Raw genomic sequence first — 22,917 nt, forward strand, 5'->3', positions numbered from 1 at the left:
CGGGCGGGGTCAGGCGTCCCGGTCGTGCTGCAGGCGGCCGGCCACCCAGGTGGCCCGCACCGCCCGGTCGTCGCCCAGCGTCATCAGCGCGAACAGCCGCTCCGGCCAGGTTCCGGCATGGCGCAGGCGGAAGTCCAGCAGCGGCGTGGCCTTGAGGTCCAGCACGACGATGTCGGCTTCCGCCCCCGGGGCAATGCGGCCGATGCGGCCGGACAGGTCCAGCGCCTCGGCGCCGCCTTCGGTGGCCAGCCAAAAGCCATGCGCCGCCGTCAGCGCCTGCCCCAGCCCCTGCGCCACCTTGTAGCCGTCGCCCAGCGTCTGGAGTTGCGAGAAGGAGGTTCCGGCGCCGAGGTCGGTGCCGAGCCCGACGCAAACCGGCCGGTCCCGCCGCTTCGCCGCGAAGGCACGAAAGGCGCCGCTGCCGAGAAACAGGTTGGAGCTGGGGCAATGCGCCAGCGCCGAGCCGGTGGCGTGGCAGCAGGCGAACTCCGCTTCGGACAAGTGCACGGCATGGCCGAAGATGGCCCGCCGCCCGGTCAGCCCCGCCCGGTGATACACGTCCAGGTAATCGCGCGCCTCGGGGAACAGCGCCTTCACCCAGGCGATCTCGGCCAGGTTCTCCGACAGGTGGGTTTGCAGATAGGTGCCGGGATGCGCGCGCCACAGCCGCGCGGCGGCATCGAGCTGCGCCGGGCTGGAAGTGGGCGCGAAGCGCGGCGTGACGGCGTAAAGCTGGCGGCCCGTGCCATGCCAGCGGCGGATCAGAGCCTCGGACTCGTTATGGCCCCGCTCCGGCGTGTCCAGCAGCTCCGCCGGCGCGTTGCGGTCCATCAGCACCTTGCCGGCGATCATGCGGGTGTTCAGCCGGTGCGATTCCGCGAAAAAGGCCTCCACCGACTGCGGGTGCACGGTGCAGAACACGGCCGCCGTGGTGGTGCCGTTGCGCAGCAGCTCGCGCAGAAACAGCCGCGCCACCACCTCCGCGTGGTGCGGGTCGGCGAAGGCCTGCTCGGCGGGAAAGGTGTAGCGGTCCAGCCAGTCCAGCAGCTGCGCGCCCTGGGCACCGATCATCTGCGTCTGCGGGTAGTGCACGTGGCAGTCGATGAAGCCGGGGCACAGCAGCGCCTGCGGGTAGTGGTGCACGGCCAGCCCCGCCGCGCGCGCGGCCGACCAGGGCGTGACCTCCGCCACATGGCCGTCCTCGATCACCACCAGCGCGTCCTCCTGCACGTGCAGGGTGGCGTCGGGGCGGTCGGTCAGAAAAGGGTCGCCGGTGAAGCCGAGGATGGCGCCGCGCAGGGCGTGGCGGGTGGTCATGCGGTGGCACCCGGGAGGGGCGCTGCCCCTCCCGGACCCGCCCCGCCAGGGGCCTGAGGCCCCTGGACCCCCGTTCGTGTCAGAATGCGCGTGTGGATGGGTAGAACCCTGTTAAAGTATTGTCTTATATCAACACAATAAGCGCACCATGGATCGCCACAGCACCAAACTCATCGCGGGTGCAGGGGATCGCATCCCCTGCCGGGGGCGTTTGAGGGGGCAGCGCCCCCTCAAGGGCCACCAGCGACCCCCTCAACCCGCCCGGTTCAGCACCCGGCCGGCCACGGCATCCAGCTTCGCCAGCAGCGCCGGGTCGCGCTTGTCCGGCGCGGTGACCAGCGCGTATTCCAGCGCGCGGTCGCAGCCGGCCGGGCACGGGCCGCGCCGCTGGCCCAGCATCGGCACCACGGCCTTGACCAGCGCCTTGGCGCGGTCGGCATTGGCCAGCAGCACCTTCACCACGGCATCGACCGTCACGGCGTCGTGGTCCGGGTGCCAGCAGTCGAAATCGGTGACCATGGCGACGGTCGCGTAGCAAATCTCGGCCTCGCGGGCGAGCTTGGCTTCCGGCATGTTGGTCATGCCGATCACGTCGCAGCCCCAGGCGCGGTACAGCTCGCTTTCCGCCTTGGTGGAGAACTGCGGGCCTTCCATCGTCAGGTAGGTACCGCCGCGCTTGTGGTTCAGCCCGATGTCGCGCGCCGCCTGCTCCACCGCGTCGCCGATGCGCGGGCACACCGGGTGGGCGACCGAGACATGCGCCACGCAGCCGCTTTCGAAGAACGACTTCTGGCGGGCGAAGGTGCGGTCGATGAACTGGTCGACGATGACGAACTTGCCCGGCTCCAGGTCGCCGTTCAGCGAGCCGACGGCGGACAGCGACAGGATGTCCGTGACGCCCGCGCGCTTCATGGCGTCGATGTTGGCGCGGTAGTTGAGGTCGGAGGGCGTCAGCGGGTGGCCGCGGCCGTGGCGGGGCAGGAACACGCAGCGCACGCCGGACAGGCGGCCGAACAGCAGCTGGTCGGAGGGCTTGCCCCAGGGGCTCTCGACGTCGCGCCATTCGCGCTCCTCCAGCCCGTCGATGTCGTACAGGCCGGAGCCGCCCAGCAGGCCGATGACGGGTTCGAAGCTGTCGCTCATGGATCGGTTCTCCAGAAGGGGGATCGACGGGGCCGGACATGGAAAGGGCCGCCCGGTGGCGGGCGGCCCTTGTGGCATGGCGGCGTGGCAGGAAGGCCTTTAGTGGACGTCCGCCCAGATCTTGCGCTTCACGGCATAGGTGATGCCGCCCAGGATGGCGAGGAACAGGATCACCCGCACGCCCATGGCGCGACGGCTTTCCAGCTCGGGCTCGGCCGCCCAGGTCAGGAAGGTCGCCACATCCTTGGCCATCTGGTCGACCGTGGCGTTGGTGCCGTCGGCGAAGGTGAGCTGGCCGTCCTGGGTGAGCGGCGGCGCCATCGCGATCTGATGGCCGGCGAAGTACTTGTTGTAGTGCATGCCCTCCATCACGGTCACGCCCTCGGGCGGCTCGCCATAGCCGACCAGCAGCGCGTGCACGTAGTCCGCGCCGCCCTCGCGGGCCTTGGTGATGACCGAGAAGTCGGGCGGCAGCGCGCCGTTGTTGGCGGCGCGCGCGGCGGCGGCATTGGCGAAGGGGCTGCGGAAGCGGTCGGACGCGCGGCCCGGGCGCTCGAACATCTCGCCGTTGTCGTTGGGCCCGTCCTGGATCTGCACGGAAGCGGCGACGGCCGCCACCTCCTCGGCGTTCAGGCCAATCTCCTGCAGGTTGCGGTAGGACAGCAGGTGCATCGAATGGCAGGCCGAGCAGACCTCCTTGTACACCTGAAAGCCGCGCTGCAGCGACGCACGGTCATAGGTGCCGAACACGCCCTCGAAGGAGAACTTGGTGTCCGGCAGGTGGATCTCGCCTTCCGCCGCCATGGCCCCGCCCATCAGGCCGAGGCTGAGGGCGGCGCCGAGCGCCGCCCGTTTCATCAAACGCAGCGCCATGTCACGCCTTCTCCATCGGCTTGGCCATCGCGCCGGCGGGCAGCGGCCCGCCCCCACGCAGCACGGGGCGGCTGATGCTCTCGGGCAGCGGCAGCGGCCGCTCGATCCGGCCCAGCAGGGGCAGGAGCACCAGGAAATACGCGAAGTAATAGGCCGTCGACAGGCGGGCGATCAGCACGTAGGTGCCCTCGGCCGGCTTGCCGCCCGCCCACATCAGCACGAAGAAATTGACCGTCCACAGCAGGAACAGCCACTTCGCGATGGGGCGGAAGCGCATGGAGCGCACCGGCGAGCTGTCCAGCCAGGGCAGCACGAACAGCAGCAGGATGGAGCCGAACATCGCCAGCACGCCGAACAGCTTGTCCGGCACCGCGCGCAGGATGGCGTAGAAGGGCAGGAAGTACCATTCCGGCACGATGTGCGCGGGCGTGGAAAGCGGGTTGGCCGGGATATAGTTGTCCGGGTGCCCCAGGTAGTTGGGCACAAAGAACACCAGCGCCGCGAAGACCATCAGGTAGACGACAATGCCGACGCTGTCCTTGGAGGTGTAGTAGGGGTGGAACGGCAGGGTGTCTTGCGGCCCCTTGGGCTCGATGCCCAGCGGGTTGTTGGACCCCGTGATGTGCAGCGCCGCCACGTGCAGGAACACCACGCCCGTGATCACGAAGGGCAGCAGGTAGTGCAGCGAGAAGAAGCGGTTCAGCGTCGGGTTGTCGACGGAGAAGCCGCCCCACAGCAGCGTCACGATGCTGTTGCCGACCAGCGGGATGGCCGAGAACAGGTTGGTGATGACGGTGGCGCCCCAGAAGGACATCTGGCCCCAGGGCAGCACGTAGCCCATGAAGGCGGTGGCCATCATCAGCAGGTAGATGGTGACGCCCAGCATCCAGAGCAGCTCGCGCGGCGCCTTGTAGGAGCCGTAGTACATGCCGCGCCACACGTGCACGAGCACCACGATAAAGAACATCGAGGCGCCGTTCATGTGCACGTAGCGGATCAGCCAGCCGTAGTTCACGTCGCGCATGATGCGCTCGACGCTGTCGAAGGCCAGGCTGGTATGGGCGGTGTAGTTCATCGCCAGAAAGATGCCGGTGGCGATCATGATCATCAGGTTGATCATGGCCAGCGCGCCGAAATTCCAGAAGTAGTTGAAATTCCGGGGAGTCGGGAAGGTCCCGTACTCCTTTTGCATCATGGTGAACACCGGCATGCGCTGGTCGATCCAGCGCACCACGGGGTTCGAGAACTCGCTGTTGTGGAGGCCTGCCATTCTGGTCGTCCTCAGCCGATGCGAATCTGGGTGTCGGACCGGAAGGCGTATTCCGGAACGGCGAGGTTCAGCGGCGCGGGGCCGCGGCGGATGCGGCCGGCGGTGTCATAGGCGCTGCCGTGGCACGGGCAGAACCAGCCGCCGAACTCGCCCCGGGGGTCGGTCGGCTTCTGGCCCAGCGGCACGCAGCCCAGGTGGGTGCAGATGCCCACCACCACCAGCCAGGGCTCGCGCTGCACGCGCGCTTGGTCGGTCTGCGGGTCACGCAGCTCAGACACGTTGACGGCCTTGGCTTCCTCGATCTCCTTGGCCGTGCGGTGGCGCACGAAGACCGGCTTGCCGCGCCACATGACCGTGACGGCCTGGCCTTCGGCCACATGCGTCACGTCCACGTCCACGCTGGCCAGGGCCAGCACGTCCTTGGCCGGGTTCATGGAAGCGATGAACGGCCACACGATGGCACCCACACCGACCGCCGCGAAGGAGCCCGCAACCAGTTTCAGGAAATCCCGTTTCGTCCCATCGGCCGGGGGGTGCTGGTCCCCGGTGCCGTGGGGGCTGCTGCTCGGCGCAAGCGTATCGGCCATGCCTCATCGTCCCTGTTGGCGGCCACCCTTCATACCGGCAGGCGGGCAGCCGCTGATCCCATCCGCATGCAACTTGCGGGACCGACCGGGCAGGCGTGACGCCACGCTGCCGGACTCGCGTCACCGGTCATATAAAGCCAGCCCCCCAGGGGTGGCAATCGCCGCCGGGGGCCGAAAGCGCCGGCCGGGTCGCCCGGGGGTTGAATACGGCGCCCCCCGGTTCCAAGACGCTGCCATGCCCGGAACCGCGCCCCCCATGACAGAACGCAGCCACCCCCTCGCCGCCCCCGCCCGCGCCTGGTTCGAATCCCTGCGCGACCGCATCTGCGCCGCCTTTGAGCAGATCGAGGCCGAGCAGGGCAGCGCCGCCCGCTTCCAGCGCACCGCCTGGGACCGCCCCGGCGGCGGCGGCGGCGTGATGAGCGTGATGCGCGGCCAGGTGTTCGAGAAGGTGGGCGTCAACGTCTCCACCGTGCATGGCGAGTTCAGCCCGGAGTTCGCCCGCCAGATCCCGGGCGCGGAGGCCGACCCGCGCTTTCTGGCCACGGGCGTCTCGCTGGTGGCGCACATGCGCTCGCCCCGCGTGCCGGCGGTGCACATGAACACCCGCTTCATCGCCACCACCCGCGCCTGGTTCGGCGGCGGCGGCGACCTGACGCCAATGAAGCTGGACGCCCCCGAGTCGCTAGAGGACGCCGCCCTGTTCCACGCCGCCTTCCAGGCGGCCTGCGACCGGCACGACCCGGACTACTACCCGCGCTTCAAGACGTGGTGCGACGAGTACTTCTTTCTGCCCCACCGCAACGAGCCGCGCGGCCTGGGCGGCATCTTCTACGACTGGCTGGGCCGCGACGAGGCGGACGGCGCCGGGCTGGACGACCATTTCAGCTTCACCCGCGACGTGGGCGAGGCGTTTCTGGCCACCTATCCCGCCATCGTGCGCTCGCGCATGAACGAGCCCTTCACGCCCGAGGAGCGGCAGCACCAGCTGGTCCGCCGCGGCCGCTACGTGGAGTTCAACCTGTTGCACGACCGGGGCACGCTGTTCGGCCTGCGCACCGGCGGCAACACCGAGGCGATCCTGATGTCCATGCCGCCCGAGGTCGCCTGGCCCTGATGCCGCTTGCCCCGGGGCGGGCCCGACCCCATACCGCCCCGGTGGCGCAAGATCTCTCATCCCCCCCCGGGCGGCGCGCCGCCTGGATCAACAGCCTGTTCGTGGACCACGCGGCGCTGCGCCTGCTGTGGCGCAACTGGGGCGTGGTGGCGCCGGGGCGGCTGTACCGCTCCAACCACCCCTCGCCCCGCCAGCTGCGCGCCGCCGCCGGGCGGCTCGGCATCCGCACCGTGCTGAACCTGCGCGGCCACCGCGACACCTGCGGCTCCGACGCCCTGGGGCGCGAGGCCGCCGCCGAGCTGGGCCTGCGCCAGGTGGACGCACCGCTGGAAAGCCGCGGCGCGCCCCACAAGGACCGCGTGCTGCGCCTGGCCAAGCTGTTCCGCGAGATGCCGGAGCCGGTGCTGCTGCATTGCAAGTCCGGCGCCGACCGCACTGGCCTCGCCGCCGGCATCTGGCTGCTCCTGCAGGGCGAGCCGGTGGAAGTCGCCATGCGCCAGCTGTCCTGGCGCCACGGCCACGTGGCCGCCAGCAAGACCGGCATCCTGGACGCCTTTTTCCGCGAATACGCCGCCTTCCAGAAGGCCCACGGCCCCAAGCCGTTCCTGGACTGGGTGGAACAGGACTACGACGAGCACGCGCTGCGCGCCGCCTTCAAGTCACGCCCCTGGGCCGACCGGCTGGTGGATGGCGTGCTGCGGCGGGAATAGCCGGGGAAAGGCCGGGGGAAAGAATTCCTCCGATCTCCCATCTCTTTTTGTCGGTTGATGTCTGGCCGCAAGCACCAGAAGTCAGAACGAAAGAAGCGGTCCGGGGAATGCCTTTCCCGGCCTTCCGCTACCGCCCCGCCGGCACCGGGCAATCCATTTCGCCTTCCCCACAGGACAGGTAGTCCTGCAGTTGCTGGAGCCGCGCCTCGGTCATCCGCGTCTGGCAGCGCGCGTCCAGGAACGGGGCCACGCTGCCGCCCCGGGCGTTGACGGTGGCAAAGGCGCATTCGCCGTCACGAAAGCGGATCCAGGCCCGTTGCGCTTCCAGCAGGGCGGCACGCGCCTCGGGCTCGGCCTTCAGGCGGCCGACCACCTGGTTGTAGGTGGCGTTCAGCCGGGCATCGGCCGCGGCCAGCTCGCGCGCCGCGCAGGCATTGGCGGCGCCCTGGGTGCTGGCGTCGGCGCAGTTGCCGGCCGCCAGGGCGGGGCCGGCGGCCAGCAGGGCCAGGGCGGCCAGGGTCATCATTCGGATCATGCTCATTCCACCGCAAAGGCCTGGGTGCGCACCATCCTGGCATACAGCCCGTCCGCCGCCACCAGGGCGGCATGCCGCCCCTGCTCCACCGCGCGGCCGTCCTGCATCACCACGATGCGGTCGGCCGCCTGAACGGTGGCCAGGCGGTGGGCGATCACCAGGGTGGTGCGGCCGGCGCGCAGCGTTTCCAGCGCGCGGCCGACCAGGGCCTCGTTCTCGGCGTCCAGCGCGCTGGTCGCCTCGTCCAGCAGCAGCACGCGGGGGTTGCGCAGCAGCGCGCGGGCCAGCGCCACGCGCTGCCGCTGCCCGCCCGACAGGCGCGAACCGCCGGAGCCGAGCGGCGTGTCGTAGCCGGCCGGCAGCGCCGCCAAGAAGTCGTGCGCCGCGGCGGCGCGGGCGGCGGCCTCCACCTCGGCGCGGGTCGCGCCGGGGCGGCCGTTGCTGATGTTGGCCAGCGCCGTGTCGTCGAAGATCACGGCGTCCTGCCCCACATAGGCGATGGCGGCGCGCAGGCTGTCCAGCGTCACGGCGGTGCTGGGGATGCCGTCCAGCAGGATTTCGCCCGCCGTGGCGTCGTACAGCCGGGGCAGCAGCGCCAGCGCGGTGGACTTGCCGGCACCGGACGGGCCGACCAGCGCCACCGTCTCGCCCGGCTCGGCGAGGAAGGACAGGTCGTTCAACACGCTGGCGCCGTCGCCGTAGCGGAAGCCGACGGCGCGGAACTCCACCCGCCCCGGGCCGTCCGACAAGGCCACCGCGCCGGCGGGGGCGGCGATGGCGGGCCTGCGGTCCATCTCGGAAAACACCCGCACCAGCCCGCCGAAGCCCTCCTGCAGCGCGGCGTTCAGCGAGCCCAGCGCGCGCATCGGCTGGGTGGCGACCAGCAGGGCGGCGACAAAGCCGGTGAATTCGCCCACCGTGCCCCGCCCGGTGGACACCTTCCAGCCGACGAAGCAGAGCACGCCGGCCACCGCGAGGCCGCCCAGCGCCTCCAGGATCGGGTCCAGTTTGGAGCGGGTGCGGGCGATGTGCAGCAGCGCGTCCCGCAACCGGGCGAAGGCGTCGCGGGCCCGCCCCTCCTCCTGCGCCTCCAGCCCATAGGCGCGCACCACGCGGGCGCTGGCGAAGCTCTCGGTCAGCATGGCCGCCGCCTCGCCCACCCGCTCCTGCATGCCGCCGGAGGCGCGGCGGATGCGCTTGCCCAGCCGCAGCACCGGCACGATCGCCACCGGGTACAGCACCACCAGGATCAGGCTCATCTGCCAGTCCAGGTAGATCATCGAGGCCACCAGCCCGATGACGGTCAGCCCGTTGGCCAGGCCGTTGATCGCCTTGGTCAGCGCCTCGCGGATCGCCTGGGCGTCGGCGGTGAAGCGCGCGGCGTGGCGGGCCGGCGCCTCGCGCGACAGGGAAGCGAGGTCGGCGCGCGTCAGGGCGCGGAACAGGTCGTTCTGCAGGCTCTCGATCACCCGCAGCACCACCGCCTGGACAGAAACCGCCTGCCCGTACTGCGCCAGCGCCTTGCAGGCCGTCAGCACGACGATGGTGGGCGGGATCAGCCAGACGATGCGGGAATCACCGCGCGTGAACAGGTCGAAGGCCTGCTGGATGACCAGCGGGTAGAGCGCCGTGAAGCCCGCCAGTGCCAGCGTGCAGAACAAGGCGAGCACGATGCCGGCGCGGTGGTGGCGCATGTAGTCCCGCCACAGGCGGAGCGTCAGGGCGCGGGTGGTTTCGGGCGGGGGAAGTGCCATGGGCGGGGCGCTTAGCATGAAGCGAGGCGGTGGAAGGACGGTCAGGGGAATGAATCCCCTGAAACCCCTTCTTTTTTTCGTTCTGATTTCGCGTGCGCCCATCGCGGCCGGAGCGCCCCGGCTCCAGGGCCGGCAGCATAAAAAAAGACGGGGGTCCGGGGGAATTCCTTCCCCCGGCCTTTTGCTACGCCGCCGCCAGCGCCGCCGCCCGCACGCGGCGCGAACGCGCGAGCGTCAGCATGGTCGCCAGGAACACCACCACCACGAAGGCCACGTAATGCGCCGGCCCCAGCGGGTCGGCCGCCACCAGCAGCGACACCAGCAGCGGCGTGACGCCGCCGAAGATGGCGTAGGCCAGGTTGTAGGAGAAGGACACGCCGGTGAAGCGCACGCCGGGCGGAAAGGCATTGACCATCACGAAGGGCACCACGTTGATCACGCCCACCGTGGCGCCCGCCACGGCGTAAAGCGGCAGCAGCCATTCCGGGTGCGTGTCGGCGCCGATGTAGAGCGCGTAGGTGGAGGCGATCAGCAGCACGCCACCGATCAGCCCGACCTTGACGGCGCCGAAGCGGTCCAGCGCCAGGCCGCTGAGCATGGCGCAGACGGTCAGCAGGAAGGTGGCCGCCAGGTTGGCCTGCAACGTCACCACCGGCGAGAAGCCGTGCAGCTTCTGCATCAGCGCGGGCGTCATCAGGATCACCACCACCACGGCGGCGGTCAGCATCCAGGTCACCAGCATGGACAGCACCACGCCACGGCCATGGCTGCGCAGCACCTGCTTGATCGGCAGCTCCTGCGTCGCGGCGCTGGCGCGCATCGCCTCGAACACCGGGGTCTCGTGCAGGAAGCGGCGCAGGTACATGGCCACGAAGCCCGACAGCCCGCCCACCAGGAAGGGGATGCGCCAGGCATAGGCACCGACCTCGGCGGGGGTGAACACGCTGTTGATGCCCGTGGCCATCAGCGAGCCCAGCATGATGCCGCCCGTCAGCCCGCCGGTCAGCAGCCCGCAGGCCAGCCCGACATGCCGCGCCGGCACATGCTCGGCCACGAACACCCAGGCCCCCGGGCCCTCGCCGCCGATGGCGGCGCCCTGCATCATGCGGAACACCAGCAGCAGCACCGGCGCCGCGTAGCCGATGGTCTCGTAGGTCGGCATCAGGCCGATCAGCAGCGTCGGCACCGCCATCAGGAACACCGACAGGGTGAACATCCGCTTGCGGCCCACCTTGTCGCCGAAATGCGCCATGACGATGCCGCCCAGCGGCCGCGCCAGATAGCCGGCGGCGAAGATGCCGAAGGTCTGCACCTGCTGCAGCCAGCCCGGCATGTCGGCCGGAAAGAACAGGTGGCTGATGGCCGCCGCGAAGAACACGTAGATGATGAAGTCATAGAACTCGAGCGCGCCGCCCAGCGAGGCCAGCGCCAGGGTGCGGACGTCCTGCCGGTTCAAGGGACGGGATGGAGGGGCGCCGCGCTCGGCCATGGTGATGGAACCTTATCGACAAAAGACAATCTCGTGCGCCACGGGTGGGCTGCCGCGCAACTTTAGCGAATGCGAAGGCCGCATGACATTCCGCTTTGGCGGATGCTGCGTTGCGGTGATCGCGGGGCTTCACGCAATGCGGCAGAAAGGTCAGGGGAATGGATTCCCCTGAAACACCTTCTTTTTTTCAATCTGTTTTCGGGGTGGCTGGGGCCTCGGGGGCGCTCTGACCGAACAGGCGGCCACGCAAGCCAGCAAAAAGAAGATGGGGGCTCAGAGGAATTCCTTCCCCCGCCCTGCCTCGATGCCCGCAACCCTGTCGCCCACCTGACACGCAAGCGTCATCCGCACGTCACGCGCCCGCCCTAGGACGCCCCAGCACCCCATCGCCGGAGTTTCCGCCATGCTGCGCCGCCGCCCCTTTCTGCTGTCCGCCGGCGCCGCGCTCGCCCTGCCGAGCGTGGCGCGCGCCCAGGGCGGCCCGCGCCCCTCCGTCACGGTGGCGGTGCAGAAGATCGCCAACAGCAACACGCTGGAGCCGCTGCGCGAGTCCTCCAACGTCAGCACCCGGCTGATGGCCTCCTATGCCGAAACCCTGTTGATGACCGACTGGCTGGGCGACCTGTCGCTGCAGCCCGGCCTCGCCACCGCCGCCCGCCGGGTGGACGACCGCACGCTGGAGGTGACGCTGCGCGACGGCGTGCGCTTCCACGACGGCCGGACCATGACGGCCGAGGACGTCGCCTTTTCCTTCGGCCCCGAGCGCATGGGGGCGCGGGCCGGTGAGGCCGCGGCGCTGTTCGGCAGCGTGCCCACCAACCGCCAGGACCGCGCGGCGCCGCCCGAGGTCGCGGCCATCGCGCGCCGCGCCTTCCAGGGGCTGGCCAGGGTGGAGGTGGTGGATGCCCGCACCGTGCGCTTCGTGCACGACCGCCCGACGCCGGCCATCGAGGGCCGCTTCGCGCAGCTCGCCGGCATGGTTGTTTCCCGCGCCGCCTTTGAGGCCGCGCCGTCCTGGCTGGACTGGGCGCGCAAGCCGGTTTCCACTGGCCCCTATGCCATCGAGGAATTCCGCCCCGACCGCTCGCTGACGCTGGTGGCACACGATGCCTACTGGGGCGGGCGGCCGCCGCTGGCGCGCATCCGCTTCGTGGAGGTGCCGGAGGTGTCCTCGCGCCTCAACATGCTGGCCTCCGGCGAGGCCGACTTCGCATGCGACGTGCCGCCCGACCTGATCGCCCAGGTGGATGCCAGCCCGCGCCACCACGTGGTCGGCGGGCTGATCATGAACATGCGGCTTTCGGTGTTCGACAAGAGCAACCCGGTGCTGGCCGACGCCCGTGTCCGCCGCGCGCTCACCCACAGCATCGACCGCCAGAGCATCGTCGATGCCCTGTGGGACAACCGCACCGAGGTGCCGCGCGGCGAGCAGTTCCCCTTCTACGGCGCCATGTACCAGCCCGACTGGCAGGCGCCGCGCTTCGACTTGGCCGAGGCCCGCCGGCTGCTCAAGGAAGCCGGCTACAAAGGCGAGCCCATCCCCTACCGGCTGCTGAACAACTACTACACCGGCCAGGTCGCCACCGCGCAGATCCTGGTGGAAGGCTGGCGGCAGGCCGGGCTGAACGTGGCGATCGAGACGCGCGAGAACTTCCCGCAGGTGCTGGCCAAGGACAGCCCGCGCGGCGTCTGGGACTGGTCCAACAGCGCCTCCTTCAACGACCCGCTGTCCTCCATGCCCACCGCGCACGGGCCGGAAGGGCAGCAGTGGCAGGTCGGCGCCTGGCGCAACGAGGAGTTCGGCACGCTGTGCGGCATCCTCGCCGGCAGCATCGACCACGACACCCGTGCCCGCGCCTTCCGCCGCATGCTGGAGATCGCGGAGCGCGAGGACCCCGCCTACACCGTCCTGCACCGCACGGTGAACTTCACCGCCAAGCGGCGCGACCTGCCCTGGAAGCCCGGCCAGTCCTTCGGCATGGACTTCCGCGCGCGGAACTGGGCGGCATGAGCACGCTGGTCGCGGCGCATCGCGGCGGCGCCATCCTGTGGCCCGAGAACAGCCCCACCGCCTTTCGCGAAGCCGCCCGCCTGCCGGTGGAACAGGTGGAGTTCGACGTCCACCTGTCCGCCGACGGCGAGGTGGTGGTGATCCATGACGCGACCCTGGACCGCACCACGGAAGCGCGGGGCCCCGTCGCCGCCCGCACGCTGGCCGAGCTACGCGCCATCCGCCTGAAGGGCACCGCCGGCGAAACTATCCCGACGCTGCGCGAGGTCGCCGCCATCCTGGCCCCCACGCCGATCGCCCCGCGCATGGAGCTGAAGACCGGCGCGAACGACGCCCGCTACCCCGGCCTGCTGCCCAAGTCGCTCGCGGTGCTGGACGCCGCCGGCCTCTTGCCCCGCACCACCGTCACCTGCTTCCGCCTGGCGCTCGCCGCCGAGGCGATGCGCGACCCGCGCCTGCAAGGCCGCGCCATCTGGCTGGTGGCGCGCGGCGTGGTACAGGACGCGGGCGTGCCCGGCGCCATCGCCGCCGCCCGGGCGGCCGGCGTGCCCATGCTCGGCCTCAACGCCGCCGATTGCGACGAGAGCGCCATCGCCACCTGCCGCGAGGCCGGAATGCGGGTGGGCGCCTGGGCGGTGAACGACGCCGCGACCATCGCCCGCGTGCTGGCGCTGGGGGTGGAGGTCTTCACCACGGATGACCCGGTGACGGCGCTGCGGCTGCGGGGGGCGTGAAGGCCGGGGGAATGAATTCCCCCGGACCCCCATCTTTTTTCTGATCCATGGCGCCCGTGGGCCGGTTGCGCCCCGATGGCGGCCGGAGGGCTTGCTGGCAACAAGCGCGACTCTTTCAGTGAAAAAAGAAAAGAAGAGGGGGTCCGGGGGAGAATTCATTCTCCCCCGGTTCCGCCCCCTGGCCTGAAGGCCCCACCCCCGGCAGCATGGCCTCCACCGCCACCGATCCGGAAGCAGCCCCCATGCCCCAGCACCCCCCCGCCGAGCCCGGCATGCCCGAGGACGAGATCGACACCCCCGCCCTGGTGCTCGACCTCGATGCCTTTGAGCACAACCTGGACAGCATGGCCGCGCTGCTGGCGCCGACCGGGGCGAAGCTCCGCGCCCATGCCAAGACCCACAAATCCCCCGTCATCGCCTTGCAGCAGATGCGTCGCGGCGCGGTGGGGCAATGCGTGCAGAAGGTGGCGGAAGCCGAGGCCCTGGCCTGGGGCGGCGTGCCGGACATCCTGGTGAGCAACGAGGTGGTGGCACCGCGCAAGCTGGCACGGCTGCTGGCGCTGTCCGGCATCAGCCGCGTGGCGATGTGCGTGGATGGCGAGGCGGGCGTGGCGCTGGCGGAGCAGGCGGCCGGGGCGGCGGGCCGGCGGCTGCGCCTGCTGGTGGAGATCGATGCCGGGGCCGGGCGCTGCGGCGTCCAGCCGGGGCCGGAGGCGGTGGCGCTCGCGCGGCGCATCGCCGGCAGCCCGCATCTCGAATTCGCCGGGCTGCAGGCCTATCACGGCCGCGCCCAGCACCAGCGGCGGCCGGAAGAGCGGGCGGCGAGCATCGCCTCCGCCGTGGAGCACACGCGGCGCACGGTGGAGCAGCTGCGCCAGCAGGGGCTGGATTGCCCCATCGTCGGCGGCGGCGGCACCGGCACCTTTTTGCACGAGGCGTCGAGCGGCGTGTTCACGGAGATCCAGGCCGGCTCCTACGCCTTCATGGATGCCGACTACGCGGCCAACCACGACGCCCCGCCCTTCCGGCAGGCGCTGTTTCTGCTGACCCAGGTGATGAGCACGCCGCGCGCGGGGCTGGTGGTGGTGGATGCCGGCCACAAGGCGGCGCCCACCGATTCCGGCTTTCCCCAGGTCTGGCAACGGCCGGGCCTGCGCTACGCCGGCGCCTCGGACGAGCACGGCAACATCGCCGTGGAAGGCGGCGCGGCGCCCAAGCTCGGCGAAACCCTGCGGCTGGTGCCCGGGCACTGCGACCCGACGGTGGACCGCTTCGACTGGTATGTGGGGGTGCGCCGGGGGCGCGTGGAATGCCTGTGGCCGGTGGCGGCGCGCGGCGGCATGGCGTGACCGGGGAAAAACCGAAGGCCCGCACCGCCCCACCCTGCCCTGGCCGGCGCAACGAAGCCGTGAATCACGGCGTTGAGAATTGCATGAATCGCAACGTGAGGCGAAACCGCCCACCACTGCTCCAGGAAACCGCCGTCATGCCCGACGCCCCCTCGCCCCCCGCCAGCCTCCCCGATGCCGCCGAGGTGCTGCGCCTCGGCGCGCGGGAAGCCGCCCGCCAGGCGGCGCTGCTGCGCATGCCCGGCGCCGGGCAGCCGGTCACGGACCCGCAGCCGGCCGTGGCCGGCCGCGCCGCCTGACCTCAGGCGGCGGCTTCCAGGATGCCGCAGGTCAGGTGGTACAGGCTGCTGGCCGGCGCCGCTTCTAGGCTGAGGCGGCCATCCGGAAGCCGCCGCTCGTGCCACAGGCCGTCCGGCCGCAGATAGGCGGCCAGGGCGGCGCGGGCGTCCGGCGCCGCCGGGTCGCGCAGCGCATCGGCCTTGAGGCGTTCGGTTTGCGGCCACAGCCGGGCCCCGGGCGCCGCCACCGCGCCGCCGGGCAGCACGCCATCCACCAGCCCGCCCCAGGGGCCGGCGCCGTGGCGGTCCACAAAGCGGCGCAGGGCTTCCGCCTCGGGCGGCACCGCGACGCCGCGCAGGCGCGCGTGGCGGTGCAGCAGCCACACCCACTCGCAATGGTGCCCGGGCTCGGCCACGGCCGGCGCCACCGGGTCCCAGGTCTCGCCAAAGAATTCGATCAGTTGCAGCGCTTCGGGCTCCGCCGCCGGGGCGCAGAAGCGCTGCCGGAACAAGGCCACCAGACGGTCCGCGCCTTCCAAGAAGCGTGGCTCGCCGAAGCTTTCGGCGGCGGCCAGCCGGGCTTCCAGCAGGTGCATGTGCGGGTTCTGCCGGCGCGGCAGCGCGGGCGGCAGGCTTTCCCGGTAGCCGCCCGCCGGATGCGCCATGGCAGCGTCGATGAAGCCGTCCAGCGCCAGCGCCAGCGGCCGCAGCACCCCCGCCGGCAGCACCGCCGTGGCCGCCGACAGCGCCAGCAGCACGAAGGCCTGGTCGTACAGGTCCACGCGCCCGTCCGTGACCCGCCCGTCCAGGTCGAAGCGCCAGGCATAGCCGCCACCGGGCAGCGCCGCGCGGCGGCGCAGGAAGTCGATGCCGAGCTCCACCGCCTCGGCCGCGCGCGGCAGCCCGTGCCGGTGCGCCTGCGAGAACACGTAGACCTGCCGCGCCGCCACGCGCAGGCGGCGCAGCGGCGCGTCGCAGCGCAGCCCGTCCAGCGTCAGTTCTTCGTGAAAGCCGCCGCGCCGCCAGTCCACGCCATGCGCCAGCCACAGCGGCCACGCACGCCCGGACAGCCACTGGAGCAGATCCATCCCCCGCCTCCCGGCCATCATCCCCGGCCGGGGTTAGGCTTGTCCCGCCGCAGAAGTCAAAGGGGCGATCCGCTCTTGACCGCGCGGCCGCGCTGCCGCATCGCGGAAGCGTCGTTCCCCTCAACCGAAAGTTGCCGCCCCTCCGATGCTGGCCCTGCGCGTGATCCCCTGCCTGGACGTCAAGGACGGCCGCGTCGTCAAGGGCGTGAACTTCGTGGCGCTGCGCGATGCCGGCGACCCGGTGGAACAGGCCCGCACCTATGACCGCGAGGGCGCCGACGAGATCACCTTTCTCGACATCGGCGCGACGCACGAGAACCGCGACACCATCTACGACGTGGTGTCCCGCACGGCCGAGCAGGTGTTCATCCCGCTCACCGTCGGCGGCGGCGTGCGCAGCGTGGAGGACGTGCGCCGGCTGCTGCTGGCCGGCGCCGACAAGGCCAGCATCAACTCCGCCGCCGTGTCCGACCCCGAGCTGGTGCGCCGCGCGGCCGAGGCCTTCGGCTCCCAGGCCATCGTGGTGGCGATCGACGCCCGCACGGTGGCGCCCGGCCGGTGGGAGGTGTTCACCCATGGCGGTCGCAAGGGCACCGGCATCGACGCGCTGGACTGGGCGCGGCAGGTGGCATCCCTCGGCGCCGGCGAGCTGCTGGTGACGTCGATGGACCGCGACGGCACCAAGTCGGGCTTCGACCTCGACCTCCTGCGGGCGCTGCGGGCGGCGGTCAGGCTGCCGCTGGTGGCGTCCGGCGGCGTCGGCACGGCGCAGCACTTCGTGGACGGCGCCGCCGCCGGCGCCACCGGCCTGCTGGCCGCCAGCGTGTTCCATTACGGCGAGATGCGGATCGCCGACGCCAAGGCGGCGCTGGCCGCCGCCGGGCTGCCCGTCCGCCCCCTCCCCCCTTCCACGAAAGCGGCATAGCCATGGCCAAGGACAGCAAGCAGAAGAAAGCCCCGGCCAAGGCGGCGGTGAAGGCCGCGCCGAAAAAGGCCGCCGCCAAGAAGGCCACGGCCGCCAAGAAGACCGTGAGCCGCGAGAAGCTGCCGCTGCCCGCCGCGCTGATGCCGCCGCCGACGCTGCGCAAGCCCTCCAAGGCGCTGCGCAACGCCGAGTCGCGCCACCTGGCACCGCTGGACGTGCCGGCCAGCGGCGACATCCAGGTGCTGGCCCGGCTGTGGAACACCATCGAGGGCCGCCGCACGGCGGGCGACACCACCATCTCCCATTCCGCCCGCCTGCTGGCGCGCGGCACCGCCAAGGTGGCGCAGAAGCTGGGCGAGGAAGCGGTGGAATGCGTGATCGAGGCGACGCAGGGCAACCGCGCCGCCACCGTACTGGAAAGCGCCGACCTGGTGTACCACCTGCTGGTGCTGTGGGTGGATGCCGGCATCCGCCCCGAGGAGGTGTGGGCCGAGCTGGTGCGCCGCGAAGGCATCTCCGGCATCGCCGAAAAGGCGGCGCGTCCCAAGGGCATCGTCCGCGCCGCGCAAACCACCAAGCTGCCCTGAGGAGCTTCCTGCCATGTCCGTGAACGGCCTGCCGCCCTATGACGAGGGCAACATCTTCGCCCGCATCCTGCGCGGCGAGATTCCGGCCCGCAAGGTGCTGGAAAACGATCACGCGCTGGCCTTCCACGACATCGCGCCCCAGGCGCCGGTGCATGTGCTGGTGATCCCCAAGGGACCCTACGTGTCCGTGTCCGACTTTTCCGAGAAGGCGGCGCCGGAGGCCGTGGCCGGCTTCTGGCGCAGCGTGGCCGAAACGGCCCGCAAGCTCGGCCTGCAGGATGGCGGCTTTCGCGTGCTGAGCAACATGGGCCACCATGCCGGCCAGGAAGTGCCGCATTTCCACGTGCACGTCTTCGGCGGCGCGCCGCTCGGCCCCATGCTGGCCCGCGCGGCGGACTGACCCACCGCCACGCTTTCCGGCAAGACTTTACAGGTGGCGGCTTGAAACCGCCGCCGGCCCGCTGCCATTGAACATAGCATGGACCCTGCCACGACCGTCGCCGAAGCCCGCGCCGCCCTGAGCGCCGCCGGACAATTGCCGGATGACGAACTGGACCTCGGCACCCTCGCCCTGCAGCTCGCCCGCATCGATGCCCCCGAGGCCGACTGGCAATCCGCCGCCGCGCACCTGTCCGACCTCGCCCGCCACGCCGTGCTGGCGGCGACACAGGATGCCGAGGCCGATGCCGGGGATCCGCTGCGGCGGGCCGAGGCGCTGGCCGGCATCCTGGCCCGCTTCGGCTACGAGGGCGACCAGGAAAGCTACGACGCCCCCGCCAACGCCAACCTGATCGCCGTCACGCAGCGCCGGCGCGGCCTGCCCGTGGCGCTGGGCCTGCTGTGGCTGCACCTGGCCGAGGCCGCGGGCTGGGCGGCCCACGGGCTGGACTTCCCCGGCCACTTCCTGCTGGCGCTGGAAGGCCCGGGTGGCCAGGCGGTGGTGGACCCCTTCCATGGCGGGCTGGTACTAGAAGCCCCCGCACTGCGCCTGCTGCTGAAGCAGATGGAAGGCGAGCAGGCGGAGCTGCGCCCCGGGCTGCTGGCCCCCGTGCCGCGCCGCGCCGTGGCGCTGCGGCTGCAAAACAACATCAAGCTGCGCCGCCTGCGTGCCGGCGACCTGTCCGGCGCCCTGAGCTGCTGCGAGGACATGCTGCGCTTCGCGCCCGACGAGGCCGCGCTGTGGCGCGAGGCGGCGGTGATGAACCAGCGGCTGGACCGCATCGGCAAGGCGCTGTCCTGCCTGGACCGCTTTCTGGTGCTGGTGCCGGATGGCGAGGCCGCGGGGCGCGCGCGCGCCATGGCGGTGGAACTGCGCCAGCGGCTGAACTGAAGGCCTGGGGCCAGAATTTCCCCCGCACCCCCGTCTTTTCTCTGGTCTCTAGCGCCAGCGGCCCGGGGGCGCAGCAGCGCCGATCACCGCATCCGGTGAAACGGCCGCGCTGCTTGTCACGTCAAAAACGCCAGGCGTGACTGTCCGGCGGGACATTCATTCCCCCCGGTTCCGCCCCCTCAGTTGATTTCCTCGTCCGCCTTGACGCCCCAGATCTCGTTGCGCCGCAGCCAGCCGCGCAGGTCGCCCACCTGCACCTCACACCAGGCGCTGCCGGCGGCGCATTTGCGGATGCGCCCGACCACGCCGGCCTGCAGATGCGCCACCACGCCGGAATCGGCGGAATCGCCGCGCCGCAGGGTGCGCTGCTCGCCGCGCACCAGCATGGTGCGGCGGCCGGCCAGGGTGGACTGGTGCACCCAGCCTTCCGTGCCGTCGATGTCGCGGATGCGGCGCCACTGGTTGTATTCGCGCACCACCTCCACCGGCAGGTCACGCCGCTGGTAGGTCCATTCGATGGGAAAGCGCGTGTCCGGGCCGACGCGCAGGTTCACCTCGTCCGCGCGCAGCGCCACGAAACGCGGCGTCGGCAGGCCGGTCACGGCGCCGACGTCGGGCAGCGGCTCGGGCGGCGGCTGCGCCGGGGGCGCGGCGGCGGCGGCAGCCGCCGCGGCCGCCGCCCCGGCCGCCGCACCGCCGGCGGCGGCGCCGGCGCGGGCACGGCCGCCGGGCGCGGTGCGGGCATTGTTCTGCGGGGGGCGCACCACCGGGGGCGCGGCGCCGGGGCGCGCCGGGGCCGCGGCGCGCGGCGCCGGGGTGGCGGGCCGGGCGGGCACCTGCTGCGCGCGGGGCGGCACGGTCAGCACCTGCCCCGGCTGCGGCGCGCGCGGCGCCGGCGCCTGGGCCCGCGGCGGCTGCAGCGTGCCGGGCGGCGTGCCGAGCGAGGTGGCGCCCTGGGCATGGACGGGCAGGACCGGCGCGGCCGAAGCCAGGCCGGCCAGCAGAACAACAGGGATCACGCGGAGCCAGAGCATGAACGGGAACACGCGCAAATCAGGGCGCCGCGGTCAAGCCCCGGCGCGGGTGGAATTTACACGGACAGCAATTGGCCATCGCCCACGGCGGACAGAAACGTGACCACGCCGGCCACCTCCACGCCCGGCGCCAGGGTGGCGGGGTCGATCAGCTCGCCCCGCAGCCCGGCGTCGCAGGCGATGCGGCGGATGCCGAGCTCCGCCGCCGCTTCCAGCAGCACCGCCACGCCCGCCACGCCGCGCGCCCGCAGCACCGCGTCCCGCGCGTCGGCGGCGGGCGGCGCGGGGTGGCGCAGCAGGTGGCAGCCGGGGCCGGTGGCGAACAGCACCACCTCGCGCCCGATCGCCGCCGCGCCGGTGGCCAGCAGCAGCGCCGCATGCGCCGCCTCATGCCCGCCAGAGCGCAACAGGATGCCGAGGGGAAGGCCGCTCACGACGCGTGCGCCGCCAGGTCGCGGATGGTCGCGTTCGGCCCGCACAGGGCGCAGCCCGGGTCGCGCTTCAGGGTGATGGTGGTGAAGCGGGCATCCAGCGCATCCCACAGCAGCAGCCGCCCGGCCATGCTGTCGCCGATGCCCAGCAGCTCCTTCAGCACTTCCGTCGCCTGCAGCGTGCCCAGCACGCCGGTCACGGCGCCCAGCACCCCGGCCTCGGAACAGCTCGGCACCAGCCCGTCCGGCGGCGGCGCCGGGTGCAGGCAGCGGTGGCAGGGAAAGTGCGGGCCGGCATGCGACTTGAAGGTGGACAGCTGCCCCTCGAAGCGCAGCACGGCGGCGGACACCAGCGGGCGCCGCAGCAGGTGGCAGGCATCGCCCAGCAGAAAGCGCGTGCCGAAGTTGTCCGTGCCGTCGCACACCAGGTCGTAGCGCGGCAGCAGCGCCCGGGCGGCGGCGGCGTCCATGCGCTGCGGGTGCACTTCCACCGCCACCTCCGGGTTCAGGCGCCGGAGCGTTTCGGACAGGCTCTCGGCCTTGTTGCGGCCGAGTCGCGGCGTGTCGTGCGCCACCTGGCGCTGCAGGTTGGACAGTTCCAGCCGGTCGTCGTCCACCAGCCCGATCCGCCCCACACCCGCCGCCGCCAGGTACAGTGCCAGCGGCGAGCCGAGTCCGCCCGCGCCCACCACCAGCACGCTGGCCGCGCGCAGCCGCGCCTGCCCGGCCGCGCCCACCTCCCGCAGCAGGATGTGGCGCGAATAGCGGTGCAGTTCGGCGTCCGTGAAGGTCAGGTCCATGCGGCCTCATATGGGTGCGCGCGCGAAAGCCTTGCAATCGGCCCGCGCGATCTGAAACCCTGGCGGGGTGACGGACGGGAAACGCGCCATGCCCCCAGCCTTCCTCGGCTCCCCCTTGCGCCGGCGGACGCTGCTGGCCGGCGCCGCCGCCTTGGCCGCCGCCCCCGCCCGCGCGGAGGAACCGGTCGACACCCTGCTGGTGCTGGCGGTCGACATTTCCCGGTCGGTGGACGAGGACGAGGCGCGGCTGCAGCGCCTGGGTTATCGCAACGGCATTTCCGACCCCCGCGTGGTGCAGGGCATGCTGGCCGGCGCGCTGGGCAGCATCGGGCTGGCCTATGTGGAATGGGCGGGCTCGGAATACCAGCGGCTGGTGCTGCCGTGGCGGCGCATCGCCAGCCAGCGGGACGCCACCGAATGGGCCGAGGCCCTGGCCGAGGCGCCGCGCCAGTCGCTGTCCTGGACCTCCATCTCCGGCGCCCTGGAATTCAGCGGCCGGGTTCTGGCGCAGGCGCCGTTCGAGGGCACGCGCCGGGTGATCGACGTGTCCGGGGACGGGGTCAACAATTCCGGCCCGCCGCCGGAAGCGGTGCGCGACCGGCTGGTGGCCGATGGCGTGGTGATCAACGGCCTGCCCATCGTCAACGACCGCCCCACCTTCGGCCGCGCGCCGCCGGTGCCGCTGGACCAGTATTACCGCGACTCGGTGATCGGCGGCGAAGGCGCCTTCATGATCGTGGCCGAGGACTTCGACAGCTTCGGCACCGCGGTGCGGCGCAAGCTGATCCGGGAAATCGCGGGGGCCGGCGGGGCGGGGCGCTTCGGCTAGCGCGGGGCGAGGCCGGGTCGTTCCACGGCCGCCGGGGCGATCCTGCGGGGCTGGAGAAGGCAGACGGGCCTGGGGGGCGTTCTTTTCCCCCCAGCCCCGGCGTCCGTCAGCGCTCCACGTCTTCCACCGCGATGTCGAAGGCCGCCAGCCCTTCGGCCAGCAGGTCGCCCGCCATCTCGGTCTTCATCAGGTAGTCGGCGGTGCTGCCCGTGGCGGCGCGCTCGCGCGCCAGTGTCATCGCCTCTTCCCATTGCTCGGGCTCGTAGTCGCCGCGGCCGACCCAGGACAGCGCGACCAGCGCGGCCTGCTCGTCCTCGTTGAGCTCCTCGATAAAGGCGGACAGGGTGCTTTCGTCGAAATCGTCCTCGCCTTCCTCCGGCTCCTCGTCGGGGTCGATCGCCTCGCTGTCCTCGTCTTCCTGCAGGGCGCGCAGGTAATCGACCACGGTGGCCACCGTTTCGGTGCTGATGCCCAGGTCGAACTCGTCCTCGTCGGTGTTGCTGCTGCTCATGGGTCTGGCCTCTTCCGTCGGTTTGGCGCGGCACCCCGGCAAACACGGCAGCGGCGGATCGGCTGCATGCCGTTGCAAAGATTAGCCCGAATGCCGGCTTTGCTGCATTGCAGCAAATACGACACCGAAACGTGAGGACTGAATCGGCCCAACGATATCAGAGTGCTCGCAACGACTCCTCATGCGACCTGTTGGTTGAACATGAGCCCGTCGCC

Annotated in this window: 24 protein-coding genes; 11 read left to right on the top strand and 13 right to left on the bottom strand. The window is 71.6% G+C overall.

What is annotated here, in order from left to right; all coding sequences use genetic code 11:
* Positions 1–9: 9 nt before the first annotated feature.
* The 5 genes from guaD to petA form a co-directional block, all read right to left on the bottom strand.
* Positions 10–1,317 (bottom strand): guanine deaminase, encoded by a 1,308-nt coding sequence (gene guaD, locus IAI59_RS17395; RefSeq protein WP_207414853.1) that lies wholly within the window; start codon positions 1,315–1,317, stop codon positions 10–12.
* 252 nt (positions 1,318–1,569) lie between these two features.
* Positions 1,570–2,460, bottom strand: a complete 891-nt coding sequence (locus tag IAI59_RS17400) for an S-methyl-5'-thioadenosine phosphorylase (RefSeq protein ID WP_207414852.1) — start codon at positions 2,458–2,460, stop codon at positions 1,570–1,572.
* A 99-nt stretch (positions 2,461–2,559) separates the two neighbouring features.
* Positions 2,560–3,333: a cytochrome c1 gene (locus tag IAI59_RS17405; RefSeq protein WP_207414851.1), complete on the bottom strand. Its 774-nt coding sequence runs from the start codon at positions 3,331–3,333 to the stop codon at positions 2,560–2,562.
* Between the two features lies 1 nt (position 3,334).
* Positions 3,335–4,603, bottom strand: coding sequence for a cytochrome b (locus IAI59_RS17410; protein ID WP_207414850.1), 1,269 nt, complete (start codon positions 4,601–4,603; stop codon positions 3,335–3,337).
* Positions 4,604–4,614: 11 nt separating this feature from the next.
* Positions 4,615–5,190: a ubiquinol-cytochrome c reductase iron-sulfur subunit gene (gene petA / locus IAI59_RS17415; protein WP_207414849.1), complete on the bottom strand. Its 576-nt coding sequence runs from the start codon at positions 5,188–5,190 to the stop codon at positions 4,615–4,617.
* Positions 5,191–5,425: 235 nt separating this feature from the next.
* Between petA and hemF the strand changes: the two genes are divergently transcribed.
* Together hemF and IAI59_RS17425 are read left to right on the top strand one after the other, a co-directional pair.
* Entirely contained in the window at positions 5,426–6,307 is an 882-nt protein-coding gene (gene hemF, locus IAI59_RS17420) for an oxygen-dependent coproporphyrinogen oxidase (RefSeq protein ID WP_207414848.1), read from the top strand.
* Complete coding sequence (locus IAI59_RS17425; RefSeq protein WP_207414847.1) at positions 6,307–7,017, top strand: tyrosine-protein phosphatase; 711 nt, start codon at positions 6,307–6,309, stop codon at positions 7,015–7,017. Before hemF ends, IAI59_RS17425 begins: the two co-directional genes overlap by 1 nt.
* Before the next feature lie 127 nt (positions 7,018–7,144).
* Here the strand turns inward: IAI59_RS17425 and IAI59_RS17430 are convergent, their stop codons facing one another.
* The 3 genes from IAI59_RS17430 to IAI59_RS17440 form a co-directional block, all read right to left on the bottom strand.
* A complete protein-coding gene (locus IAI59_RS17430) occupies positions 7,145–7,558 on the bottom strand; it encodes a lysozyme inhibitor LprI family protein (protein WP_207414846.1) in 414 nt (137 codons plus the stop codon).
* A complete protein-coding gene (locus IAI59_RS17435) occupies positions 7,555–9,306 on the bottom strand; it encodes an ABC transporter ATP-binding protein (protein ID WP_207414845.1) in 1,752 nt (583 codons plus the stop codon). The genes IAI59_RS17430 and IAI59_RS17435 overlap by 4 nt, the downstream gene beginning before the upstream one ends.
* A 184-nt stretch (positions 9,307–9,490) precedes the next feature.
* A complete protein-coding gene (locus tag IAI59_RS17440) occupies positions 9,491–10,795 on the bottom strand; it encodes an MFS transporter (protein ID WP_207414844.1) in 1,305 nt (434 codons plus the stop codon).
* Between the two features lie 403 nt (positions 10,796–11,198).
* On the opposite strand from IAI59_RS17440, the gene IAI59_RS17445 reads away from it, so the two are divergent.
* The 4 genes from IAI59_RS17445 to IAI59_RS17460 all read left to right on the top strand — a co-directional run bounded on the left by IAI59_RS17445 (position 11,199) and on the right by IAI59_RS17460 (position 15,188).
* Positions 11,199–12,806, top strand: a complete 1,608-nt coding sequence (locus IAI59_RS17445; RefSeq protein ID WP_207414843.1) for an ABC transporter substrate-binding protein — start codon at positions 11,199–11,201, stop codon at positions 12,804–12,806.
* Positions 12,803–13,540: a glycerophosphodiester phosphodiesterase family protein gene (locus IAI59_RS17450; protein ID WP_207414842.1), complete on the top strand. Its 738-nt coding sequence runs from the start codon at positions 12,803–12,805 to the stop codon at positions 13,538–13,540. The genes IAI59_RS17445 and IAI59_RS17450 overlap by 4 nt, the downstream gene beginning before the upstream one ends.
* Positions 13,541–13,782: 242 nt before the next feature.
* Positions 13,783–14,889, top strand: coding sequence for a DSD1 family PLP-dependent enzyme (locus IAI59_RS17455; protein WP_207414841.1), 1,107 nt, complete (start codon positions 13,783–13,785; stop codon positions 14,887–14,889).
* 137 nt (positions 14,890–15,026) lie between these two features.
* Positions 15,027–15,188, top strand: a complete 162-nt coding sequence (locus IAI59_RS17460) for a hypothetical protein (protein WP_207414840.1) — start codon at positions 15,027–15,029, stop codon at positions 15,186–15,188.
* A 2-nt stretch (positions 15,189–15,190) separates the two neighbouring features.
* Here IAI59_RS17460 and IAI59_RS17465 read toward each other — a convergent pair whose 3' ends face one another.
* Positions 15,191–16,255 carry an AGE family epimerase/isomerase gene (locus IAI59_RS17465; RefSeq protein WP_207414839.1) on the bottom strand — a complete coding sequence of 355 codons (1,065 nt, stop codon included), beginning with the start codon at positions 16,253–16,255 and terminating at the stop codon, positions 15,191–15,193.
* A 145-nt stretch (positions 16,256–16,400) separates the two neighbouring features.
* Between IAI59_RS17465 and hisF the strand changes: the two genes are divergently transcribed.
* From hisF to IAI59_RS17485, 4 genes are all read left to right on the top strand, one after another.
* Entirely contained in the window at positions 16,401–17,180 is a 780-nt protein-coding gene (hisF, locus tag IAI59_RS17470) for an imidazole glycerol phosphate synthase subunit HisF (RefSeq protein WP_207414838.1), read from the top strand.
* A 2-nt stretch (positions 17,181–17,182) separates the two neighbouring features.
* Positions 17,183–17,767 carry a phosphoribosyl-ATP diphosphatase gene (locus IAI59_RS17475; protein ID WP_237180340.1) on the top strand — a complete coding sequence of 195 codons (585 nt, stop codon included), beginning with the start codon at positions 17,183–17,185 and terminating at the stop codon, positions 17,765–17,767.
* A gap of 13 nt (positions 17,768–17,780) precedes the next feature.
* On the top strand, positions 17,781–18,167 hold the full coding sequence (locus IAI59_RS17480; RefSeq protein WP_207414837.1) for a histidine triad nucleotide-binding protein: 387 nt from the start codon (positions 17,781–17,783) through the stop codon (positions 18,165–18,167).
* Between the two features lie 78 nt (positions 18,168–18,245).
* Complete coding sequence (locus IAI59_RS17485) at positions 18,246–19,097, top strand: SirB1 family protein (RefSeq protein ID WP_207414836.1); 852 nt, start codon at positions 18,246–18,248, stop codon at positions 19,095–19,097.
* A gap of 179 nt (positions 19,098–19,276) precedes the next feature.
* Here the strand turns inward: IAI59_RS17485 and IAI59_RS17490 are convergent, their stop codons facing one another.
* The 3 genes from IAI59_RS17490 to IAI59_RS17500 form a co-directional block, all read right to left on the bottom strand.
* Positions 19,277–20,116, bottom strand: coding sequence for an SH3 domain-containing protein (locus IAI59_RS17490; RefSeq protein ID WP_237181158.1), 840 nt, complete (start codon positions 20,114–20,116; stop codon positions 19,277–19,279).
* A 71-nt stretch (positions 20,117–20,187) separates the two neighbouring features.
* Entirely contained in the window at positions 20,188–20,565 is a 378-nt protein-coding gene (locus IAI59_RS17495; protein WP_207417457.1) for a DsrE family protein, read from the bottom strand.
* On the bottom strand, positions 20,562–21,362 hold the full coding sequence (locus tag IAI59_RS17500) for a HesA/MoeB/ThiF family protein (protein WP_207417460.1): 801 nt from the start codon (positions 21,360–21,362) through the stop codon (positions 20,562–20,564). The genes IAI59_RS17495 and IAI59_RS17500 overlap by 4 nt, the downstream gene beginning before the upstream one ends.
* Before the next feature lie 88 nt (positions 21,363–21,450).
* Here IAI59_RS17500 and IAI59_RS17505 point away from each other — a divergent pair, with 88 nt between their 5' ends.
* Entirely contained in the window at positions 21,451–22,191 is a 741-nt protein-coding gene (locus IAI59_RS17505) for a DUF1194 domain-containing protein (protein WP_207417461.1), read from the top strand.
* 106 nt (positions 22,192–22,297) lie between these two features.
* Here the strand turns inward: IAI59_RS17505 and IAI59_RS17510 are convergent, their stop codons facing one another.
* A complete protein-coding gene (locus tag IAI59_RS17510) occupies positions 22,298–22,702 on the bottom strand; it encodes a DUF3775 domain-containing protein (RefSeq protein WP_207417463.1) in 405 nt (134 codons plus the stop codon).
* Positions 22,703–22,917 lie beyond the last annotated feature (215 nt).

Source organism: Roseomonas haemaphysalidis, from assembly GCF_017355405.1.
GTDB classification, from domain to species: Bacteria; Pseudomonadota; Alphaproteobacteria; order Acetobacterales; family Acetobacteraceae; genus Pseudoroseomonas; species Pseudoroseomonas haemaphysalidis.

Coding starts and splice junctions, on each gene's coding strand:
- IAI59_RS17440 (WP_207414844.1), bottom strand. CDS start 10,795: ATGGCCGAGCGCGGCGCCCCTCCATCCCGTCCCTTGAACCGGCAGGAC.
- IAI59_RS17405 (WP_207414851.1), bottom strand. CDS start 3,333: ATGGCGCTGCGTTTGATGAAACGGGCGGCGCTCGGCGCCGCCCTCAGC.
- hisF (WP_207414838.1), top strand. CDS start 16,401: ATGCTGGCCCTGCGCGTGATCCCCTGCCTGGACGTCAAGGACGGCCGC.
- IAI59_RS17500 (WP_207417460.1), bottom strand. CDS start 21,362: ATGGACCTGACCTTCACGGACGCCGAACTGCACCGCTATTCGCGCCAC.
- IAI59_RS17510 (WP_207417463.1), bottom strand. CDS start 22,702: ATGAGCAGCAGCAACACCGACGAGGACGAGTTCGACCTGGGCATCAGC.
- IAI59_RS17505 (WP_207417461.1), top strand. CDS start 21,451: ATGCCCCCAGCCTTCCTCGGCTCCCCCTTGCGCCGGCGGACGCTGCTG.
- IAI59_RS17410 (WP_207414850.1), bottom strand. CDS start 4,603: ATGGCAGGCCTCCACAACAGCGAGTTCTCGAACCCCGTGGTGCGCTGG.
- IAI59_RS17445 (WP_207414843.1), top strand. CDS start 11,199: ATGCTGCGCCGCCGCCCCTTTCTGCTGTCCGCCGGCGCCGCGCTCGCC.
- guaD (WP_207414853.1), bottom strand. CDS start 1,317: ATGACCACCCGCCACGCCCTGCGCGGCGCCATCCTCGGCTTCACCGGC.
- IAI59_RS17460 (WP_207414840.1), top strand. CDS start 15,027: ATGCCCGACGCCCCCTCGCCCCCCGCCAGCCTCCCCGATGCCGCCGAG.
- IAI59_RS17400 (WP_207414852.1), bottom strand. CDS start 2,460: ATGAGCGACAGCTTCGAACCCGTCATCGGCCTGCTGGGCGGCTCCGGC.
- IAI59_RS17465 (WP_207414839.1), bottom strand. CDS start 16,255: ATGGATCTGCTCCAGTGGCTGTCCGGGCGTGCGTGGCCGCTGTGGCTG.
- hemF (WP_207414848.1), top strand. CDS start 5,426: ATGCCCGGAACCGCGCCCCCCATGACAGAACGCAGCCACCCCCTCGCC.
- IAI59_RS17450 (WP_207414842.1), top strand. CDS start 12,803: ATGAGCACGCTGGTCGCGGCGCATCGCGGCGGCGCCATCCTGTGGCCC.
- IAI59_RS17480 (WP_207414837.1), top strand. CDS start 17,781: ATGTCCGTGAACGGCCTGCCGCCCTATGACGAGGGCAACATCTTCGCC.
- IAI59_RS17475 (WP_237180340.1), top strand. CDS start 17,183: ATGGCCAAGGACAGCAAGCAGAAGAAAGCCCCGGCCAAGGCGGCGGTG.
- IAI59_RS17455 (WP_207414841.1), top strand. CDS start 13,783: ATGCCCCAGCACCCCCCCGCCGAGCCCGGCATGCCCGAGGACGAGATC.
- IAI59_RS17430 (WP_207414846.1), bottom strand. CDS start 7,558: ATGAGCATGATCCGAATGATGACCCTGGCCGCCCTGGCCCTGCTGGCC.
- IAI59_RS17425 (WP_207414847.1), top strand. CDS start 6,307: ATGCCGCTTGCCCCGGGGCGGGCCCGACCCCATACCGCCCCGGTGGCG.
- petA (WP_207414849.1), bottom strand. CDS start 5,190: ATGGCCGATACGCTTGCGCCGAGCAGCAGCCCCCACGGCACCGGGGAC.
- IAI59_RS17485 (WP_207414836.1), top strand. CDS start 18,246: ATGGACCCTGCCACGACCGTCGCCGAAGCCCGCGCCGCCCTGAGCGCC.
- IAI59_RS17435 (WP_207414845.1), bottom strand. CDS start 9,306: ATGGCACTTCCCCCGCCCGAAACCACCCGCGCCCTGACGCTCCGCCTG.